The following is a 16,844-nucleotide window of genomic DNA, read 5'->3' on the forward strand; positions in this document are numbered from 1 at the left end:
GACAACATCAAGATGGTGGTGACCCTGATCGCCCCGATCGCGATGGATGAAGGTCTGCGTTTTGCGATTCGCGAAGGTGGCCGCACTGTCGGCGCCGGCGTGGTCGCCAAGATCTTCGAATAAGCGAAGAAATCCGAGCCGCCCAGCGCGGCTCATACAGCGAAAAGAGCCGCAAGGATGCGGTTCGTGTTCGCCGGACACAGGAAGTCGAGCGGGATGTAATGCGGTATTGACTTGCCGCGCGAAGACCTGCTATGCTTTTCAGTCTGAGCGGGCCGCATGTCGGCCTGCTTGCTTTTTCTGGGGTGCTCGCATGAACGCGAGCACCCGACGCTCTTTAACGATTCAAGGACCAGGCCCATGGCGGACCAGAAGATTCGGATTCGGCTCAAGGCGTTCGATCATCGTTTGATCGACCGCTCGGCGAGCGAAATCGTCGAAACGGCCAAGCGGACCGGCGCGCAGGTGCGCGGCCCGATTCCCCTGCCGACCAAGATTGAGCGCTACACCGTTCTGGTGTCGCCGCACGTCGACAAGGATGCACGCGATCAGTACGAGACCCGCACGCATAAGCGTGTTCTCGACATCGTTGATCCGAACGACAAGACCGTGGATGCACTGATGAAGCTCGAGCTGGCAGCGGGCGTCGATGTGCAGATCAAGTTGTATTGAGGTTTAAGCCATGACAATCGGAATTGTCGGCCGCAAATGCGGCATGAGTCGAATGTTCACCGAGAACGGTGAGTCGGTGCCGGTCACCTTGATCGAAGCGTCACCCAATCGAGTTGTTCAGGTTAAGACCCAGGAAGCTGATGGCTATACCGCCATCCAGATCACCACTGGCGCGAAGCGCGCCGCGTTGGTGAACAAGCCGGCTTCCGGTCATTTTGCCAAAGCCAAAGTGGAAGCTGGTCGCGGTTTGTGGGAGTTCCGGGTCGCCGAGGGCGAGATCGGTAACTACGCAGTGGGCGCCGAGATCAAGGCAGACCTGTTTTCCGTCGGCCAGATCGTGGACGTGTCGGGCGTGACCAAAGGCAAGGGCTTTGCTGGCACGATCAAGCGCCATGGGTTCACCATGGGCGACGCTACACACGGTAACTCGCTGTCGCATCGCTCGCCGGGTTCTATCGGCCAGCGTCAGACTCCGGGCCGTGTGTTCCCGGGCAAGAAGATGTCCGGCCACATGGGCAACGTCAACCAGACCATCCAGAACCTGGAAGTGGTCAAGGTCGATGCCGAGCGTGGTCTGATCGCCGTACGTGGCGCGATCCCCGGTGCGCCCGGCGGTGACGTCGTCGTTCGCCCTGCAAGCAAGGCATAAGGAGTCAGGACGATGGAACTCGCCGTAGTTGGTTCGGCCAAAGGGGTGTCGGTGTCCGATGCCGTGTTTGGTCGTGAATTCAATCAGGACCTGGTTCATCAGGTCGTGGTGGCCTTCCGTAACGCAGGTCGAGCGGGCACCAAAGCTCAGCTGACCCGCTCGGAAATGAGCGGTACCACCAAGAAGTTCAAGAAGCAGAAGGGTGGCGGCGCCCGTCACGGTGACTACCGTGCGCCGATCTTTGTCGGTGGTGGTCGTGCGTTCGCTGCCAAGCCGCGCAGCTTCGCTCAAAAGGTCAATCGCAAGATGTATCGCGCAGCTATTGCAGCGATCCTTTCGGAGCTGAATCGCCATGGTCGACTGAAGGTGGTCGAGTCGCTCGAAATCGAGCAACCGAAGACCAAAGAGCTGGTGGGCAAGCTGAAGGCGTTGGACGTGACCCGCCCGTTGCTGGTGACCGAAAGCGGAAGCGAAGCGTTGTATCTGGCCGCACGCAACTTGCCGTACGTGCAGGTGCGCGATGTCCAGGGACTCGATCCGGTTGCTTTGATCGGCGCCGACTACGTGGTGATTACCACTGAGGCGGTGACGAAGGTTGAGGAGTGGCTGGCATGAACCAGGAAATGATTTTGGATGTGCTGCGCGCCCCCTTGGTCTCCGAAAAGACCGCGCGCGCCCAAGAGCACAATCAGTACGTGTTTGAAGTGGCCCGCACTGCCACTAAAGCAGATGTTAAGCAGGCCGTTGAGCAGCTGTTCAACGTCAAGGTGGCCACCGTCAATGTCGTTAACGTGAAAGGCAAGAGCAAGACTTTCCGTTTCCGCAGTGGTAGCCGCGGTGATTGGCGTAAGGCCTATGTGCGCTTGGTCGACGGTCAGTCGATCGACGTGATGGCCCAGGCCTGAGGAACGAAATCATGGCATTGATCAATTACAAGCCGACGTCGCCGGGCCGCCGTGCCAAAGTGGGCGTCGTCAACAAGGATCTGCACAAGGGCGCGCCGCATGCGGCGCTGCTGGAACCGCAGTCCAGGACTGGCGGACGAAACAACGCGGGCCGCATCACCACCCGTCACAAGGGCGGTGGGCACCGTCAGCACTACCGCATCGTCGATTTCAAGCGCGACAAGGAAGGCATTCCCGCCCGCGTCGAGCGCGTCGAGTACGATCCGAACCGCACTGCCAACATCGCTCTGCTGTGCTACGCCGATGGTGAGCGTCGCTACATCATCGCGCCCAACGGTATCCAGGTCGGCGATCAGCTGATGGCCGGAAAAGATGCGCCGATCAAGGTGGGTAACACCCTGCCGTTGCGCAATATCCCGGTCGGTACCACGGTGCATTGCATCGAAATGAAGCCAGGCAAGAAAGCTCAGTTGGCGCGCGCCGCCGGTGCTTCCGCTCAGCTGGTCGCTCGTGAGCAAGGCTACGCGACCCTGCGGTTGCGCTCGGGCGAAATGCGCAAGGTTCCGGCTGATTGCCGCGCGACCATTGGTGAAGTGGGCAATAGCGAGCACAGTCTGCGCAAAATCGGTAAGGCTGGCGCCAAGCGCTGGTTGGGTGTTCGTCCGACTGTCCGCGGCGTCGCGATGAATCCGGTCGACCATCCGCACGGTGGTGGTGAAGGTCGTACCTCAGGTGGCCGTCATCCGGTCACTCCGTGGGGTGTGCCGACCAAGGGTTATAAGACTCGTAACAACAAGCGCACGGAGCAATTCATCGTGCGCCGTCGTAAGTAATTGGGAGCGGTCATGCCTCGTTCATTGAAAAAGGGCCCGTTCGTCGATCTGCACCTGATCAAGAAGGTGGAGACGGCGGGCGCCGGCAGCAAGAAGCCGATCAAAACCTGGTCGCGACGTTCCATGATTGTTCCCGAGATGGTGGGTTACACCATCGCGGTCCATAACGGCAAGCAGCATGTCCCTGTGCTGGTCAACGAAAACATGGTCGGGCACAAGCTCGGCGAGTTTGCGCTGACCCGTACTTTCAAGGGGCACGGCGGCGATAAGAAGGGTAAGTAAGGAGACCGACATGGAAGCGAAAGCGATTCTCCGCGGCGCACGTGTGTCTCCGCAGAAAGCCCGCCTGGTGGCAGATCAAGTTCGTGGTCTGCCGGTCAGCCGCGCTCTGAACTTGCTGAAGTTCAGCGACAAGAAAGCAGCGTCCTTGATCTACAAGGTGCTGTGGTCGGCCACTGCCAATGCCGAAAACAACGAAGGCGCCGATGTCGACGAGTTGAAGGTCAGTTCGATCTTCGTCGATGAGGGTGTCACCATGAAGCGCTTCCACGCCCGTGCAAAGGGCCGGGGCGCTCGCATCCTCAAGCGCACCAGCCACATCACTGTGGTGGTCGGTTCGAGCAACTAAGGAACGCACCATGGGTCACAAAGTTCATCCCACCGGTATCCGTCTTGGCATCGCCAAAGACTGGAACTCCAAGTGGTACGCCAACAAGCGTGAGTATGCTGCTTATCTGGCTGCCGATCTGAAAGTGCGCGAAATGCTGCGCGAGAAGCTGGCCCAGGCCGGAATCTCCAAGATTCAGATTGAACGTCCGGCTAAGACCGCCCGGGTCACCATTCACACGGCCCGTCCGGGTGTGGTGATCGGTAAGAAGGGTGAGGACATCGAAAAGCTGCGCAAGCAGGTTTCAGACATGATGGGCGTGCCTGCGCACATCAATGTGGCTGAAGTCCGCAAGCCCGAGCTCGACGCGCAGTTGGTTGCAGAGTCCATTGCTCAGCAGCTGGAACGTCGCATCATGTTCCGCCGCGCGATGAAGCGAGCTGTCGGCAACGCCATGCGTCTCGGTGCGCTGGGCATCAAGGTCAATGTCGCCGGCCGTTTGAATGGTGCCGAAATCGCCCGTTCGGAGTGGTATCGCGAGGGTCGAGTCCCGCTGCACACCCTGCGTGCAGACATCGACTACGGTTTTGCTGAGGCAAAGACCACCTACGGCATCATCGGTATCAAAGTGTGGATCTACAAGGGTGAGGTGTTCGATCTCGCCGCTGCTAGTGAAACCAAAGAAGAGCCTCGCTCCGGCGAAGGCCGTCGCGAACGCGGCGCCAAGTAAGGAAGCACCGTCATGTTGCAACCAAAACGAACCAAGTACCGCAAGGTACACAAAGGCCGCAACGAAGGCCTGAGCTGGAACGGCGCCGCGGTGAGCTTCGGCGAGTACGGCTTGAAGGCAGTGAGTCGCGGTGCCTTGACTGCACGGCAGATCGAGGCCGCGCGCCGAACGATCAGCCGGTATGTGAAGCGCGGTGGCAAGCTCTGGATCCGCGTGTTTCCGGACAAGCCGATCACTGAAAAGCCGATCGAAGTGCGTATGGGTAATGGTAAGGGCAATGTAGAATACTGGGTTGCCCCCATCCAGCCTGGTCGCATGCTGTATGAAATTGAGGGCGTGCCCGAAGATACCGCGCGCGAGGCGTTCCGCCTCGCTGCCGCGAAACTTCCGGTTCGAACCACCTTTGTGACACGGACGGTGCGGTAATGAACATCAAACAACTCCGACAGAAATCGGCTGACGAGCTGAAGGCTCATCTTCTGGATCTGCGCAAGGAGCAGTTCAGCCTCCGTATGCAGAAGGCCACCGGTCAGCTGAGCCAACCCCACACGATCCGCAACGTTCGTCGTGAGATTGCTCAGGTCAAAATGCTGTTGGCGGCGAGCAAGTAAGGGCGATCGACATGAGCGAAAACAACACCAAGCTGCGTACGGTCGAAGGCCGTGTGGTCAGCAACAAGATGCAAAAGACGGTAACCGTTCTGGTCGAGCGTCAGGTTAAGCATGGTTTGTACGGTAAGTACATCCGTCGCTCGACCAAGCTGCACGCCCATGACGAGCAGGGTTGTCAGGAAGGCGACGTGGTTCGCGTATCCGAGTGCCGCCCGTTGTCCAAGACCAAGAACTGGCGCGTGGTCGAGATCGTCTCGCGCGCGGCTCAGTAAGAGGGGCGAGTCATGATTCAGATGCAGTCCACGCTGGCCGCGGCAGACAACAGCGGCGCCAAAGAGCTGATGTGTATCAAGGTGCTCGGTGGCTCCAAGCGCCGTTACGCCAACATTGGCGACATTATCAAGGTGAGCGTCAAAGACGCGATCCCGCGCGGCAAGGTCAAGAAGGGCGAAGTCTACAACGCCGTGGTTGTGCGTACCCGCAAGGGTGTGCGTCGACCGGATGGCTCGTTGATTCGCTTCGATGGCAATGCCGCCGTTCTGTTGAACAACAAGCAGGAGCCCATCGGCACCCGCATCTTCGGACCTGTCACCCGCGAACTGCGCGGTGAGAAGTTCATGAAGATCGTGTCACTGGCTCCGGAAGTGCTGTAAGGAGCTTGCTCATGAACCGTATTCGTAAAGGCGACCAAGTGGTCGTCATCACTGGCAAGAGCAAGGGTCAGAAGGGTGAGGTGCTGCGTGTGGCGGGCGACCGTCTCGTAGTGTCAAACATCAATCTGATCAAGCGTCACACCAAGCCGAATCCTCAGGCCCAGCAGGCCGGAGGAATCATCGAGCGTGAGGCGCCGATTCACATTTCCAACGTGATGCTGTTCAACCCCGCAACCGGCAAGGGTGAGCGCGTCGGTTTCAAGATGCTCGAGGATGGACGCAAGGTGCGTGTGTTCCGCTCGAGTGGTGAGGCAATTGACGCCTAAGGAATGTAGCCATGACCCGGCTTGAAAAAATTTATAAAGAACAAGTTGTGCCGAAGCTGATGGAACGCTTTGGTTACACCAACGTGATGCAGGTTCCCCGCATCCTCAAGGTCACCCTCAATATGGGTGTCGGTGAGGCAGTGGGCAACAAGAAGATTCTTGAGAACGCTGTTGCTGACATGACCAAGATCGCCGGGCAAAAGCCGGTTACGACCAAGGCTCGCGTGTCGGTCGCTTCGTTCAAGATTCGCGATGGTTGGCCGATCGGCTGCAAGGTCACTCTGCGTCGCGCCAAGATGTATGAGTTCCTCGACCGTCTCATCAATATTTCTCTGCCCCGAGTCCGCGATTTCCGCGGCGTTTCGGGTCGCGCGTTTGACGGCCGTGGCAATTACAACATGGGCGTGAAGGAACAGATCATCTTCCCGGAGATCGACTTCGACCAGGTTGATGCTATTCGCGGCATGGACATCGCCATCACCACGTCTGCGCGTTCCAACGAAGAAGCGAAAGCGCTGCTCGAAGCGTTCCGCTTCCCGTTCCGCAACTGATTCTCGAGGATTTGAGTAATGTCCAAGCTGTGCATGGTGAATCGCGAAGTTAAGCGCGCCAAGCTGGTGAGCAAGTACGCTGACAAGCGTGCTGCGCTCAAGAAAACCATCGTTGACCCGAAAGCCTCTTACGAAGAGAAAGCTGCGGCACAAGCTGCGCTGCAGAAGCTGCCGCGCGATGCTTCGCCGGTTCGTCAGCGCAATCGCTGCGAACTGTCCGGCCGTCCGCGCGGCGTGTATCGCAAGTTCGGTCTGTGCCGCAACAAACTGCGCGAAGCCACCATGCGTGGCGACGTCCCTGGTCTGCGCAAGGCCAGCTGGTAATCCGTTTCGGATATCGGTGCTGACTTCAAAGTTTTAAGGAATTTCTTATGAGCATGACTGATCCCATCGCCGACATGCTGGTGCGCATCAAGAACGCGCTGGCAGTGGGCAAGACCACGGTGAAGATGCCGTCGTCGAAGCAGAAAGTTGCGATCGCCAAGGTCCTGAAGGACGAAGGTTTCATCGCGGATCTGCACGTGAAAGGTGAGGCCGCCAAGGCCGAGCTGGAAATCGTCCTGAAGTATTTCCAGGGCAAGCCGGTGATCGAGCGGTTGCAGCGCGTTTCGCGTTCGGGCCTGCGCCAATACCGCGGCAAGGATGGTTTGCCCAAGGTTCTGGGCGGACTGGGCGTCGCCATCATCTCCACCTCCAAGGGCATCATGACTGATAGCCGTGCTCGCGCTGAAGGCGTGGGTGGCGAAGTCATCTGCCTGGTCGCCTAAGCGGAGACTTCGATCATGTCACGAGTTGCTAAGAAGCCGGTCACTTTGCCGAAGGGCGTTGAGCTGACCGTCACTGAAACCGAAGTCAAAGTCAAAGGTCCGAAAGGCACCTTGAGCCTGGGCAAGACAGCGGACGTCAGAGTTTCCATTGCCGACGGCGTTGCCAACATCGAAGTGGCGAACGAAGAGTCGATTGCGCTGGGCGGTACGGTGCGCGCGATCCTGGCCAATATGGTTGCGGGCGTCACCAACGGTTTTGAGCGCAAGCTCGAACTGGTAGGCGTGGGGTATCGCGCGTCCATGGCCGGTAAGGATTTGAACCTGTCCTTGGGTTTCTCGCACCCGGTGGTTTTCAATGCACCAGAGGGCGTAACGATTGAGACCCCGACGCAGACCGAAATTCTGATCAAAGGCGCCGACAAGCAGGCCGTAGGTCAGACCGCGGCTAAGATTCGCGGCTTCCGTCCGCCTGAGCCCTACAAGGGCAAGGGTGTTCGCTACGCCGGTGAGCGCATCATCATGAAGGAAGCCAAGAAGGCGTAATCGCGTCTTCAGCTTTCGAAAGGAACGATCATGGAAAAGAAAACCGCCCGTTTGCGTCGCGCCAAGAGCACGCGCTCGCATATCCGCTCCCTCGGCGTACCGCGTTTGTCGGTTCTCCGTTCAGGCCAGCATATCTACGCTCAGCTTTTCACCGCCGATGGTTCACAGGTGCTGGCTTCGGCCTCCACGCTGCAAAGTGACATTCGCGAGGGCCTGAAAGGCACCAAGAACCTCGAGGCCGCCGCCAAGGTTGGAAAGTTGGTTGCCGAACGCGCCAAGGCTGCCGGCATCGAGCAAGTGGCTTTTGATCGCTCGGGCTACCGCTTTCACGGCCGCATCAAGGCCCTGGCCGATGCCGCTCGTGAGGCTGGTCTGAAGTTTTAATCTGCTACGAACCAATTACAACTACAAGCGATGCGCCACGCGTCGTAAGAATCAAAGGATCAATCAATGAGCACTAACGATCGCGAGAATAGCGACGGCATGCTGGAGAAGCTGATTGCCGTCAATCGCGTCTCCAAGACCGTCAAGGGTGGTCGCCAGTTCACCTTCACTGCGTTGACCGTGGTCGGTGATGGCGCGGGCAAGGTGGGTTTCGGATACGGCAAGGCACGCGAAGTGCCGGTGGCGATCCAGAAATCGATGGAGCATGCGCGCCGCAACATGATCAACGTTGAGCTGAACAACGGCACGCTGTGGTACGCCATCAAGGCCAATCACGGCGCAGCTCGCGTATTCATGCAGCCGGCGTCTGAAGGTACCGGCGTAATTGCCGGCGGTGCCATGCGCGCCGTATTGGAAGCGGTGGGCGTGAAGAATATCCTGGCCAAGGCAGTGGGCTCGCGCAACCCCATCAATCTGGTGCGCGCGACGCTGAAAGGTTTGAAGGCGATGAGCTCGCCCTCGCAGATCGCCGCCAAGCGTGGCAAGTCGGTGGAGGAGATCACCCGTGGCTAACAGCAAGACCATCAAGGTTCGCCTAGTCAAAGGCCTGCGCGGCACTCAGTCGCGTCATCGTTTGTCGGTCAAGGCACTGGGTCTGAATAAACTGAATGACGTGCGGGAGCTGAAAGACAGCCCGAGCGTTCGTGGATTGATCAACCAGGTGTACTACCTGGTTCAGGTCGAAGAATAAGTCGGCCGACAGGAGCTAAGGACATGCGTCTCAATGAATTGAAGCCCGCTCCGGGCGCCCGCCGCGAACGCGTTCGCGTGGGTCGTGGTATCGGTTCCGGCCTGGGCAAGACCTGCGGCCGCGGCCACAAGGGTCAGTACGCGCGCGCCGGTAAGGGTAAGGTCAAACCGGGCTTTGAAGGCGGCCAGATGCCGCTGCAGCGCCGTCTGCCGAAGGTGGGCTTTCGTTCCGCCAAAGCGCGCGATACCGCCGAGGTGTTGCTATACAAGCTTGAATTGCTGGAAGCCAAGGAGATTGACTTCGCCGCGTTGCGTGAAGCCAAGCTGGTTCCATCGACCGCCAAGTTCGTCAAGGTGGTGAAGAAGGGTGAGATCAGCCGTGCGGTCATTCTGAAGGGGCTGGCGGTAACCGCCGGCGCCAAGGCTGCAATCGAAGCTGCTGGCGGAAGCGTGGAGTAATTCGTGGCGAAGTCGACAGCCCTGGGTGGTGCTGGAATTGGTGGGCTCGGCAAACTGACCGAGCTCCGTCAACGTTTGTTGTTCGTGCTGGGCGCGATGATTGTTTATCGCATTGGCACTTACATCCCTGTTCCGGGGGTCGACCCGGCCGCCATGACTCGGTTCATGAGCGACCAACAGGGCATTGTCGAGCTGTTCAACATGTTCTCCGGCGGTGCCCTGGAGCGCTTCAGCTTGTTTGCTCTGAATGTGATGCCGTACATCTCGGCATCGATCATCATCCAGCTGTGCTCGCACATATTTCCCAGCCTGATGGCGCTGCGGAAGGAGGGCGAATCCGGCCGTCGCAAGATCACCCAGTACACGCGCTACGGAACCGTGCTGTTGGCGGCCTTTCAGGCCTTGGGCGTCGCGACGGCCCTGCAAGGCAGCACGGCAGGCGCGGGCGCCCCGGTGGTCTATAATCCTGGGCCTGGCTTCGTGATGACGGCCATCGTATCGCTCACCGCTGGCACCATGTTCTTGATGTGGTTGGGTGAGCAGATCACCGAGCGCGGTGTCGGTAATGGTATCTCGTTGATCATCTTTGCCGGAATCGTGGCAGGTCTGCCCAGCGCGGTGGTGAGTACTATTGAGCTTGCTCAGAACGGCAGTCTGTCCCCCTTGGCAGTGTTGTTGATCTTCGTCCTGGTGCTCTTGGTCACCGCGTTTGTAGTGTTTGTGGAGCGTGGTCAAAGGCGCATCACGGTGAACTACGCGCGGCGGCAAGGTGGGCGTAGTGCCTACATGAATCAGACTTCGTATCTGCCACTGAAAATCAACATGGCTGGCGTTATCCCGCCGATCTTCGCATCTTCGCTGATCATGTTCCCGGCAACGGCTTCCAGTTGGTTCGGTGCGGGAAGCGATATGCGCTGGCTGCAAACCTTGACCAATATGTTGCAGCCGTCCGAGCCGCTCTATCTCTTGCTTTACGGAGCGATGATCATCGGCTTCGCCTTTTTCTATACGGCGCTGGTGTTCAACTCGCAGGAGAATGCGGAGAACCTGAAGAAGTCTGGCGCGCTAATTCCTGGCATTCGTCCGGGCAAGGCGACGGCCGACTATATCGACGGGGTCATGACTCGCTTGACAGGAGCTGGGGCCGTTTACCTACTCGCAGTTTGTCTGGTTCCGGAATTCCTGCGCGCCGAGTGGTCAGTTCCGTTTTACTTCGGCGGCACCTCGCTGCTGATTGTCGTAGTGGTGGTAATGGACTTTACCGCCCAGATTCAGGCGCATCTGATGTCGCATCAGTACGATAGCCTGATGAAGAAGGCCAATTTGAAGGGCGGTTCGCGCGGCAGCTTCGCGCGCGGATAAGTTGAATCGAGCCGGCGGCGGAAACGCCTCGGGTTGATTCAGCTGTCGCCAGAGCACGGGCACCACACACCCGTGCCACTCCTTGGGCATGCGGAGTGCTAGCCCAAGGGGTTTATTTACCCTCGAAGCCGTTGTATCATTACGAGTTCACTGCGCTAAATTATCTTACGGAGACGCACATGGCGCGCATTGCCGGTGTCAACCTGCCCGTTCAGAAGCATGTTTGGGTTGGCCTACAAAGTATCTACGGCGTCGGCCGTACCCGCTCAAAGAAGATTTGCGAAGCCGCTGGCGTTGCGCCGGCGACCAAAATCCGCGATCTGTCCGAGCCTGAAATCGAGCGCTTGCGCGCCGAAGTTGGCAAGTACGTGGTGGAGGGTGACCTGCGCCGTGAAATTGGTATCAGCATCAAGCGTCTGATGGACCTTGGCTGCTACCGTGGATTGCGTCACCGCCGCGGCCTGCCAATGCGCGGTCAGCGTACCCGCACCAACGCCCGTACCCGTAAGGGTCCGCGTAAGCAAATCAAGAAGTAAGGGATTGCTGACATGAGCAAGCCGGCTGCCTCGAAAGGCAAGAAGAAGATCAAGCGTGTCGTCACCGACGGCATCGCCCACGTCCACGCTTCGTTTAACAACACGATCGTCACCATCACCGACCGGCAGGGCAACGCTCTGTCGTGGGCTACCTCGGGTGGTGCAGGGTTCCGTGGTTCGCGTAAGTCCACGCCGTTTGCCGCCCAGGTGGCTGCCGAGAAGGCAGGCAAGGTCGCGCTGGACTACGGTCTGAAGACTCTGGAAGTGCATATCAAGGGTCCGGGCCCGGGTCGCGAGTCCGCAGTGCGTTCTCTGAATGCCTGTGGCTACAAGATCACCAACATCATCGACGTCACGCCGATCCCGCATAACGGCTGCCGTCCGCCGAAAAAGCGGCGCGTCTGAGGAGCTGAAGAATCATGGCACGTTATATCGGCCCCACCTGTAAATTGGCGCGTCGCGAAGGCGCAGATCTGAGCCTGAAGAGCCCGGCTCGCGCATTGGATTCGAAGTGCAAGCTCGAGCAGAAGCCGGGCCAGCATGGTGCTGCTCGCAAAGGCAAGCTGTCCGACTACGCGGTTCAGTTGCGCGAGAAGCAAAAAGTAAAGCGCATCTACGGTCTGTTGGAACGTCAGTTCCGCAATTACTACAAAAAGGCCTCTTCGAAGAAGGGCAACACCGGCGAGTCTTTGCTGCAGTTGCTTGAATCGCGGTTGGACAACGTCGTTTACCGCATGGGTTTTGCAGTGACTCGCCCGCAGGCGCGTCAGTTGGTCTCCCATCGCAGCGTGAACGTCAACGGCAAGTCGGTCAATCTGCCGTCGTACCAGGTTCGTGCGGGCGACGTGATCAGCCTTACCGAAAAGGCTCAGCGTCAGCTGCGTGTGCAGGAATCGGTGACCCTGGCCCAGGAAATGGACCTGACCCCGGCGTGGGTGGAAGTCGATGCTAAGAAGTTCAGCGGCGTGTTTAAAGCCATGCCAGAACGTTCGGACCTGCCGTCCGACATCAACGAAGCGCTGATCGTCGAACTCTATTCGAAGTAATCGGGAGATTCCGAATGTCCGTATCCGCTACTCAGATGCTGCGTCCGCGCGGCATCGGTGTCGAGCGCATTTCGCCGAACCGTGCCAAGGTCATTGTTGAGCCTTTGGAGCGCGGTTTCGGTCACACCTTGGGCAACGCGCTACGCCGCATTCTGCTCTCTTCCATCCCTGGTTTTGCGATCACTGAAGTCGAGATCGATGGGGTGCTCCACGAGTACACCACGGTTGAAGGCCTGCAAGAAGACGTTCTCGAGGTGTTGTTGAACCTCAAGGATGTTGCAATCCGCATGCACAACGTCGATAGCACCACCCTGAGCTTGAACAAGCAGGGACCGGGCGACGTCACTGCTGCTGATATCAAGACCGACCACAACGTCGAGATCATCAATCCGGATCATCTTATCTGCCATTTGACCAAGGATACTGCGGTCAATATGCGGCTCAAGATCGAGCGCGGTTTCGGCTACCAGCCGGCGGCGGCGCGTCGTCGTCCGGACGAAGAAACCCGTGCGATTGGTCGCTTGATGCTGGATGCGTCGTTCTGTCCGGTGCGTCGCGTGGCCTATGAAGTGGAGAGTGCGCGTGTTGAACAGCGCACTGACCTCGATAAGCTGGTCTTGGATATCGAAACCAACGGCACCATCGATGCGGAAGAAGCCGTGCGTACCGCGGCCGACATCCTGACCGACCAGCTGTCGGTGTTCGGTGACTTCAGCAGCCGCGAACGCAGCACTGCGAAGCCGGCTCCGGCGGGCGTTGATCCGGTATTGCTGCGTCCGATCGATGATCTGGAGTTGACCGTGCGTTCGGCGAACTGCCTGAAGGCCGAGAACATCTACTATATCGGTGATTTGATCCAGCGCACCGAGGTGGAGTTGCTGAAGACCCCGAACCTCGGCAAGAAGTCGTTGACCGAAATCAAGGAAGTGCTGGCTCAGCGCGGACTGTCGCTCGGTATGCGTCTCGAGAACTGGCCGCCGGCCGGTTTGCAGCAAGGCATGATGGGTTAAACCCATGGCGGGCCTTCGGGCCCGCAAGCCGCATGCTCGATCAGGATGATTGAGCCGGCCCCATAAGACCAACAATGTTGTGCCAAGGATTGGTTCCAGCAAAGCACAAAACCCGTTGAGGAATTATTCCCATGCGTCACATGAAATCTGGCCGCAAGTTCAACCGGAACAGCTCGCATCGCCAAGCGATGTTCCGCAACATGGCCGCATCGCTGATCAAGCACGAGCTGATCAAGACCACCTTGCCCAAGGCCAAGGAACTGCGCCGCGTCGCCGAGCCGCTGATCACTCTGGCTAAGACGGATGGCGTTGCCAATCGTCGCCTCGCCTTCTCGCGCCTGCGAGACAAGCAGGCCGTAGGCAAGCTGTTTGTCGAGCTCGGGCCGCGTTTCCGCAATCGTCCCGGTGGCTATCTGCGCATTCTCAAGTGCGGTTTCCGCGACGGCGACAATGCGCCGATGGCGTATGTCGAGCTGATGGATCGTCCGCAGGCAGACTCAGCTGGCGAGTGATCATCGCCAAGAGTTCGAAAAAGGCCCCGGCGAAAGCTGGGGCTTTTTTTTCGGCGGAATGCTTGGTCAGTCCGGAACTCTGCCTCTATCTGCAGGTCGACTATCCGTTCTCCATTGGGCTGGGACACCATGACCACGACTCACCACAAGCTATTTCATTTCCGATTTTGGTGCCTGTTCGGCTTGGTTGCCTGTCTGGGTCTGCTGGGCTACGCGTTGTACGCCCAACACCAGATGTTCCTCGATCCCTGTCCGCTGTGTATTTTCCAGCGAATTGCATTTCTGATCATGGCGGTGGGTTTCGCGTTGGGACTGGCGCTGGGCGGACGCGGTTGGTTGCGGGTCGTGTCCGTGCTGGTCATCGCTATGGGTGGGGCGGCGGGGCTCGGTGTCTCTGGCTGGCATGTATATCTGCAACAGCTGCCTCCTGATCAGGTCCCTGGATGCGGGCCGGGTCTGGAATATATGCTTCAAACGCTTCCGTTGAGCCAGGTGTTAAGCAAGGTGTTTGCCGGCTCCGGTGAGTGTGCCGAAGTTGACTGGACCTTCCTCGGTTTGAGCATGCCGGCCTGGACGTTTATCTGGTATGCGTTGTTGCTGGTTGGAACCGTCTGGGCTCTGCGGCAGAAACGCATGAATTGATTTCCAAGGCAACGGTTGCAGCTCTTTGGCGCTGTGGCATCATGCGGTGATGCACCGCACAAAAAATCGTATTGCCATGATGAACGTCCATGAAGCCGGCCCGAAGCCTGTGAATCTACCTGAGAACTGGGCGCCCGCGAGCTGGCAATCCAAGGCCGCCAAGCAGCAGCCTGCGTATCCTGATCAGGGCGCCTTGAATGCGACCTTGTCAGAGTTGAGCCGGTTGCCGCCATTGGTCACTTCCTGGGAGATTCTTGGCCTCAAGCGACAGCTCGCCGACGCTCAGGAGGGAAAGCGCTTTTTGCTGCAGGGTGGAGACTGCGCTGAGAGTTTCGCCGACTGCGAATCAGGGCTGATCTCCAGTCGCCTCAAGGTGCTGCTGCAGATGAGTGTCGTGCTGGTTCACGGGCTGCGCTTGCCAGTGGTGCGGGTTGGGCGCTTTGCCGGGCAGTATGCCAAACCTCGCTCAGCAGACTTGGAGACCAAGGATGGCGTAACCCTGCCGAGCTATCGCGGTGACCTAATCAATGCGCCGGGGTTTGATGTCGCCTCGCGAACACCTGATCCGCGCAGAATGATCGAAGGTCACTCGCGATCCGCGCTGACCATGAATTTCGTCCGCTCTCTGATCGATGGCGGCTTCGCCGATCTGCACCATCCGGAGTACTGGGATCTGGGATGGGTCACACATTCTCCGCTGGCGCAGGAATATCAGCGGCGAGTGGAGGCCATCGGTGATGCGGTTCGCTTCATGGAGGCGATCACCGGTGAGTCGATGCACAGCGCCAATCGGGTGGAGTTTTTCACCTCTCATGAAGCCTTGCTGCTGCACTACGAACAGGGCTTGACGCGACAGGTGCCTCGTCATTGGGGATGGTTCAACCTGTCCACTCACTTCCCCTGGATTGGTATGCGCACGGCAGACCTGGACGGAGCGCATGTCGAGTATCTGCGCGGCGTGCGCAATCCGATCGCGGTCAAGGTCGGGCCGTCGGTAACACCAGACCAACTGTTGCGCGTCGTCGATGCCCTGAATCCACATGATGAGCCGGGCCGGTTGACACTCATCCATCGCATGGGGGTAGGGCAGATCGAGTCAGTGTTGCCCAAGCTGTTGCAGGCCGTGCAACGTGAAGGGCGTCGTGTGCTATGGGTGGCCGATCCTATGCATGGCAACACCGAATCCACCGGAAACGGATACAAGACGCGTCGCTTTGAAAACATTCGCGGCGAGCTGGATGCCGCATTCGACATTCACGCCGCCGTCGGAACGAGGCTGGGAGGCGTGCATCTCGAGCTGACCGGGGAAGATGTCACCGAATGCCTAGGCGGCGCACGCGATCTTACCGAGACCGATCTGGCCCGAGCCTATCGTTCGACCGTTGATCCGCGATTGAACTACGAGCAGTCGATGGAATTGGCAATGCTGATCGTGCGAAAGCGCGGCGGTTAGAGCTCGCCTCAGAAGCGGGTACGCAGTATCAGCTGCGGCCCGCTGAAACCGACTTCGATGTCGCCCGAAAACCCCTGCTTGGCCTGCTTCGCACGAATGCGACTGTCGGAGTATTGCAGCGCGAGACCCAGTCGTTGCCAGGGCCACCATTCAAGCCCCGCAGTCGCGGACAGCGCAGTTCCGTTCACCCCATTCAAGCTCAAACGTATTGCGCGCGCCTCGCCGTACAGTCGCCACTGCTTGCCCAGCACGCGTCTATGCGCCAGACCGATCAGCGGTGCGTACAGGTGTTCTGAAACGCTGGCTTGTCCACTGGCTTCGCCGCCGCCCTCGACGTTCACCTGGCCGGACAGGGCGAGATCGCCCTGCAAACGAAGGGCGCCCAGCTGCACGCCGGTAGCGCGCTGCGCCGAGGCGCTCCACCAGTACGTGTAGGTGAACTCGTTGACTCTAAAACCAGCGGAGCCTCTCAGTGCGGCCTGCACTGGGAACACCTGATCATCAAATCGCAGCGTGCGGTTAAGAGCAACGGTGCGAGTTCGGGAGTCGCTGTAATGTCGAACGTCCAGCTGATGCTTTTCGGCAAAATTGACGCTCAGTTGAGCCAGACCGATCTGGCGACGGTCCCCGATGTCCAGTTCCTCGGCGAAGTCGCGTTGACTGCCCCGGAATTCTCCGCTGCCGTCGACCCGGCCTTCTAGACTAAGCCGATTGTGGAAGCTGCCAATTCCCAGGGAGAAACGATCAAGCGCGCTGAGATCTCCCGCCTCAGCTGACTGCGTGGAGAGTCCGCAAAGCAACAGCGCGAGGCTGGTCCAACCGAGGCGAGGTGTCATGCGCTCA

At 58.9% G+C, this 16,844-nt stretch carries 31 protein-coding genes; 30 read left to right on the forward strand and 1 reads right to left on the reverse strand.

Annotated features, from left to right (window positions below):
* The 30 genes from IFO71_RS17575 to IFO71_RS17720 all read left to right on the forward strand — a co-directional run.
* On the forward strand, positions 1–123 hold a 123-nt coding region (locus IFO71_RS17575), incomplete at its 5' end, for an EF-Tu C-terminal domain-related protein (RefSeq protein WP_484573327.1).
* 237 nt (positions 124–360) lie between these two features.
* Entirely contained in the window at positions 361–672 is a 312-nt protein-coding gene (rpsJ, locus tag IFO71_RS17580) for a 30S ribosomal protein S10 (RefSeq protein ID WP_192031016.1), read from the forward strand.
* Positions 673–682: 10 nt separating this feature from the next.
* Complete coding sequence (rplC, locus tag IFO71_RS17585) at positions 683–1,321, forward strand: 50S ribosomal protein L3 (protein ID WP_192030977.1); 639 nt, start codon at positions 683–685, stop codon at positions 1,319–1,321.
* 12 nt (positions 1,322–1,333) lie between these two features.
* Positions 1,334–1,936 (forward strand): 50S ribosomal protein L4, encoded by a 603-nt coding sequence (gene rplD, locus IFO71_RS17590; RefSeq protein ID WP_192030978.1) that lies wholly within the window; start codon positions 1,334–1,336, stop codon positions 1,934–1,936.
* Positions 1,933–2,226 (forward strand): 50S ribosomal protein L23, encoded by a 294-nt coding sequence (gene rplW, locus IFO71_RS17595; protein ID WP_192030979.1) that lies wholly within the window; start codon positions 1,933–1,935, stop codon positions 2,224–2,226. Before rplD ends, rplW begins: the two co-directional genes overlap by 4 nt.
* A gap of 11 nt (positions 2,227–2,237) precedes the next feature.
* On the forward strand, positions 2,238–3,059 hold the full coding sequence (gene rplB, locus IFO71_RS17600) for a 50S ribosomal protein L2 (protein ID WP_192030980.1): 822 nt from the start codon (positions 2,238–2,240) through the stop codon (positions 3,057–3,059).
* 12 nt (positions 3,060–3,071) lie between these two features.
* Positions 3,072–3,341 (forward strand): 30S ribosomal protein S19, encoded by a 270-nt coding sequence (rpsS, locus tag IFO71_RS17605; protein WP_192030981.1) that lies wholly within the window; start codon positions 3,072–3,074, stop codon positions 3,339–3,341.
* A 10-nt stretch (positions 3,342–3,351) separates the two neighbouring features.
* Entirely contained in the window at positions 3,352–3,687 is a 336-nt protein-coding gene (gene rplV, locus IFO71_RS17610) for a 50S ribosomal protein L22 (protein WP_192030982.1), read from the forward strand.
* 10 nt (positions 3,688–3,697) lie between these two features.
* Complete coding sequence (gene rpsC, locus IFO71_RS17615) at positions 3,698–4,396, forward strand: 30S ribosomal protein S3 (protein WP_192030983.1); 699 nt, start codon at positions 3,698–3,700, stop codon at positions 4,394–4,396.
* A gap of 12 nt (positions 4,397–4,408) precedes the next feature.
* Positions 4,409–4,822 carry a 50S ribosomal protein L16 gene (rplP, locus tag IFO71_RS17620; RefSeq protein WP_192030984.1) on the forward strand — a complete coding sequence of 138 codons (414 nt, stop codon included), beginning with the start codon at positions 4,409–4,411 and terminating at the stop codon, positions 4,820–4,822.
* On the forward strand, positions 4,822–5,007 hold the full coding sequence (gene rpmC, locus IFO71_RS17625; protein WP_192030985.1) for a 50S ribosomal protein L29: 186 nt from the start codon (positions 4,822–4,824) through the stop codon (positions 5,005–5,007). Before rplP ends, rpmC begins: the two co-directional genes overlap by 1 nt.
* 11 nt (positions 5,008–5,018) lie before the next feature.
* Positions 5,019–5,279 (forward strand): 30S ribosomal protein S17, encoded by a 261-nt coding sequence (gene rpsQ / locus IFO71_RS17630; RefSeq protein WP_192030986.1) that lies wholly within the window; start codon positions 5,019–5,021, stop codon positions 5,277–5,279.
* 12 nt (positions 5,280–5,291) lie between these two features.
* Positions 5,292–5,660, forward strand: coding sequence for a 50S ribosomal protein L14 (gene rplN, locus IFO71_RS17635; RefSeq protein ID WP_192030987.1), 369 nt, complete (start codon positions 5,292–5,294; stop codon positions 5,658–5,660).
* An 11-nt stretch (positions 5,661–5,671) separates the two neighbouring features.
* The gene (gene rplX / locus IFO71_RS17640; protein WP_192030988.1) at positions 5,672–5,986 is read left to right on the forward strand and encodes a 50S ribosomal protein L24; all 315 of its coding nucleotides are present in this window, start codon (positions 5,672–5,674) and stop codon (positions 5,984–5,986) included.
* A gap of 11 nt (positions 5,987–5,997) precedes the next feature.
* Entirely contained in the window at positions 5,998–6,537 is a 540-nt protein-coding gene (gene rplE, locus IFO71_RS17645) for a 50S ribosomal protein L5 (protein WP_192030989.1), read from the forward strand.
* A gap of 18 nt (positions 6,538–6,555) precedes the next feature.
* Positions 6,556–6,861 (forward strand): 30S ribosomal protein S14, encoded by a 306-nt coding sequence (gene rpsN, locus IFO71_RS17650; RefSeq protein ID WP_192030990.1) that lies wholly within the window; start codon positions 6,556–6,558, stop codon positions 6,859–6,861.
* Positions 6,862–6,908: 47 nt separating this feature from the next.
* Positions 6,909–7,304: a 30S ribosomal protein S8 gene (rpsH, locus tag IFO71_RS17655; RefSeq protein ID WP_192030991.1), complete on the forward strand. Its 396-nt coding sequence runs from the start codon at positions 6,909–6,911 to the stop codon at positions 7,302–7,304.
* Positions 7,305–7,319: 15 nt separating this feature from the next.
* Positions 7,320–7,847 (forward strand): 50S ribosomal protein L6, encoded by a 528-nt coding sequence (gene rplF / locus IFO71_RS17660; protein ID WP_192030992.1) that lies wholly within the window; start codon positions 7,320–7,322, stop codon positions 7,845–7,847.
* 30 nt (positions 7,848–7,877) lie between these two features.
* Positions 7,878–8,231 carry a 50S ribosomal protein L18 gene (rplR, locus tag IFO71_RS17665; protein WP_192030993.1) on the forward strand — a complete coding sequence of 118 codons (354 nt, stop codon included), beginning with the start codon at positions 7,878–7,880 and terminating at the stop codon, positions 8,229–8,231.
* Between the two features lie 66 nt (positions 8,232–8,297).
* Positions 8,298–8,804: a 30S ribosomal protein S5 gene (gene rpsE / locus IFO71_RS17670; RefSeq protein ID WP_192030994.1), complete on the forward strand. Its 507-nt coding sequence runs from the start codon at positions 8,298–8,300 to the stop codon at positions 8,802–8,804.
* Positions 8,797–8,982, forward strand: coding sequence for a 50S ribosomal protein L30 (gene rpmD, locus IFO71_RS17675; protein ID WP_192030995.1), 186 nt, complete (start codon positions 8,797–8,799; stop codon positions 8,980–8,982). The genes rpsE and rpmD overlap by 8 nt, the downstream gene beginning before the upstream one ends.
* A gap of 23 nt (positions 8,983–9,005) precedes the next feature.
* The gene (rplO, locus tag IFO71_RS17680) at positions 9,006–9,440 is read left to right on the forward strand and encodes a 50S ribosomal protein L15 (protein WP_192030996.1); all 435 of its coding nucleotides are present in this window, start codon (positions 9,006–9,008) and stop codon (positions 9,438–9,440) included.
* Between the two features lie 21 nt (positions 9,441–9,461).
* Positions 9,462–10,802 (forward strand): preprotein translocase subunit SecY, encoded by a 1,341-nt coding sequence (gene secY, locus IFO71_RS17685; RefSeq protein WP_192031017.1) that lies wholly within the window; start codon positions 9,462–9,464, stop codon positions 10,800–10,802.
* 179 nt (positions 10,803–10,981) lie between these two features.
* The gene (rpsM, locus tag IFO71_RS17690) at positions 10,982–11,338 is read left to right on the forward strand and encodes a 30S ribosomal protein S13 (RefSeq protein WP_192030997.1); all 357 of its coding nucleotides are present in this window, start codon (positions 10,982–10,984) and stop codon (positions 11,336–11,338) included.
* Between the two features lie 12 nt (positions 11,339–11,350).
* On the forward strand, positions 11,351–11,743 hold the full coding sequence (gene rpsK, locus IFO71_RS17695) for a 30S ribosomal protein S11 (protein WP_192030998.1): 393 nt from the start codon (positions 11,351–11,353) through the stop codon (positions 11,741–11,743).
* A gap of 14 nt (positions 11,744–11,757) precedes the next feature.
* Positions 11,758–12,384, forward strand: a complete 627-nt coding sequence (gene rpsD, locus IFO71_RS17700) for a 30S ribosomal protein S4 (RefSeq protein WP_192030999.1) — start codon at positions 11,758–11,760, stop codon at positions 12,382–12,384.
* Positions 12,385–12,398: 14 nt separating this feature from the next.
* The gene (locus IFO71_RS17705; protein WP_192031000.1) at positions 12,399–13,394 is read left to right on the forward strand and encodes a DNA-directed RNA polymerase subunit alpha; all 996 of its coding nucleotides are present in this window, start codon (positions 12,399–12,401) and stop codon (positions 13,392–13,394) included.
* Positions 13,395–13,525: 131 nt separating this feature from the next.
* A complete protein-coding gene (rplQ, locus tag IFO71_RS17710; protein WP_192031001.1) occupies positions 13,526–13,906 on the forward strand; it encodes a 50S ribosomal protein L17 in 381 nt (126 codons plus the stop codon).
* Positions 13,907–14,035: 129 nt separating this feature from the next.
* A complete protein-coding gene (locus IFO71_RS17715; protein ID WP_192031002.1) occupies positions 14,036–14,548 on the forward strand; it encodes a disulfide bond formation protein B in 513 nt (170 codons plus the stop codon).
* Positions 14,549–14,627: 79 nt separating this feature from the next.
* Entirely contained in the window at positions 14,628–16,001 is a 1,374-nt protein-coding gene (locus tag IFO71_RS17720; RefSeq protein ID WP_192031018.1) for a class II 3-deoxy-7-phosphoheptulonate synthase, read from the forward strand.
* A gap of 8 nt (positions 16,002–16,009) precedes the next feature.
* On the opposite strand, the gene IFO71_RS17725 is transcribed toward IFO71_RS17720, so the two are convergent.
* The gene (locus IFO71_RS17725; protein WP_192031003.1) at positions 16,010–16,837 is read right to left on the reverse strand and encodes a hypothetical protein; all 828 of its coding nucleotides are present in this window, start codon (positions 16,835–16,837) and stop codon (positions 16,010–16,012) included.
* Positions 16,838–16,844: the final 7 nt, after the last annotated feature.

The organism is Pseudomarimonas arenosa, assembly GCF_014841215.1.
In the GTDB taxonomy this organism is placed as follows: domain Bacteria; phylum Pseudomonadota; class Gammaproteobacteria; order Xanthomonadales; family Xanthomonadaceae; genus Pseudomarimonas; species Pseudomarimonas arenosa.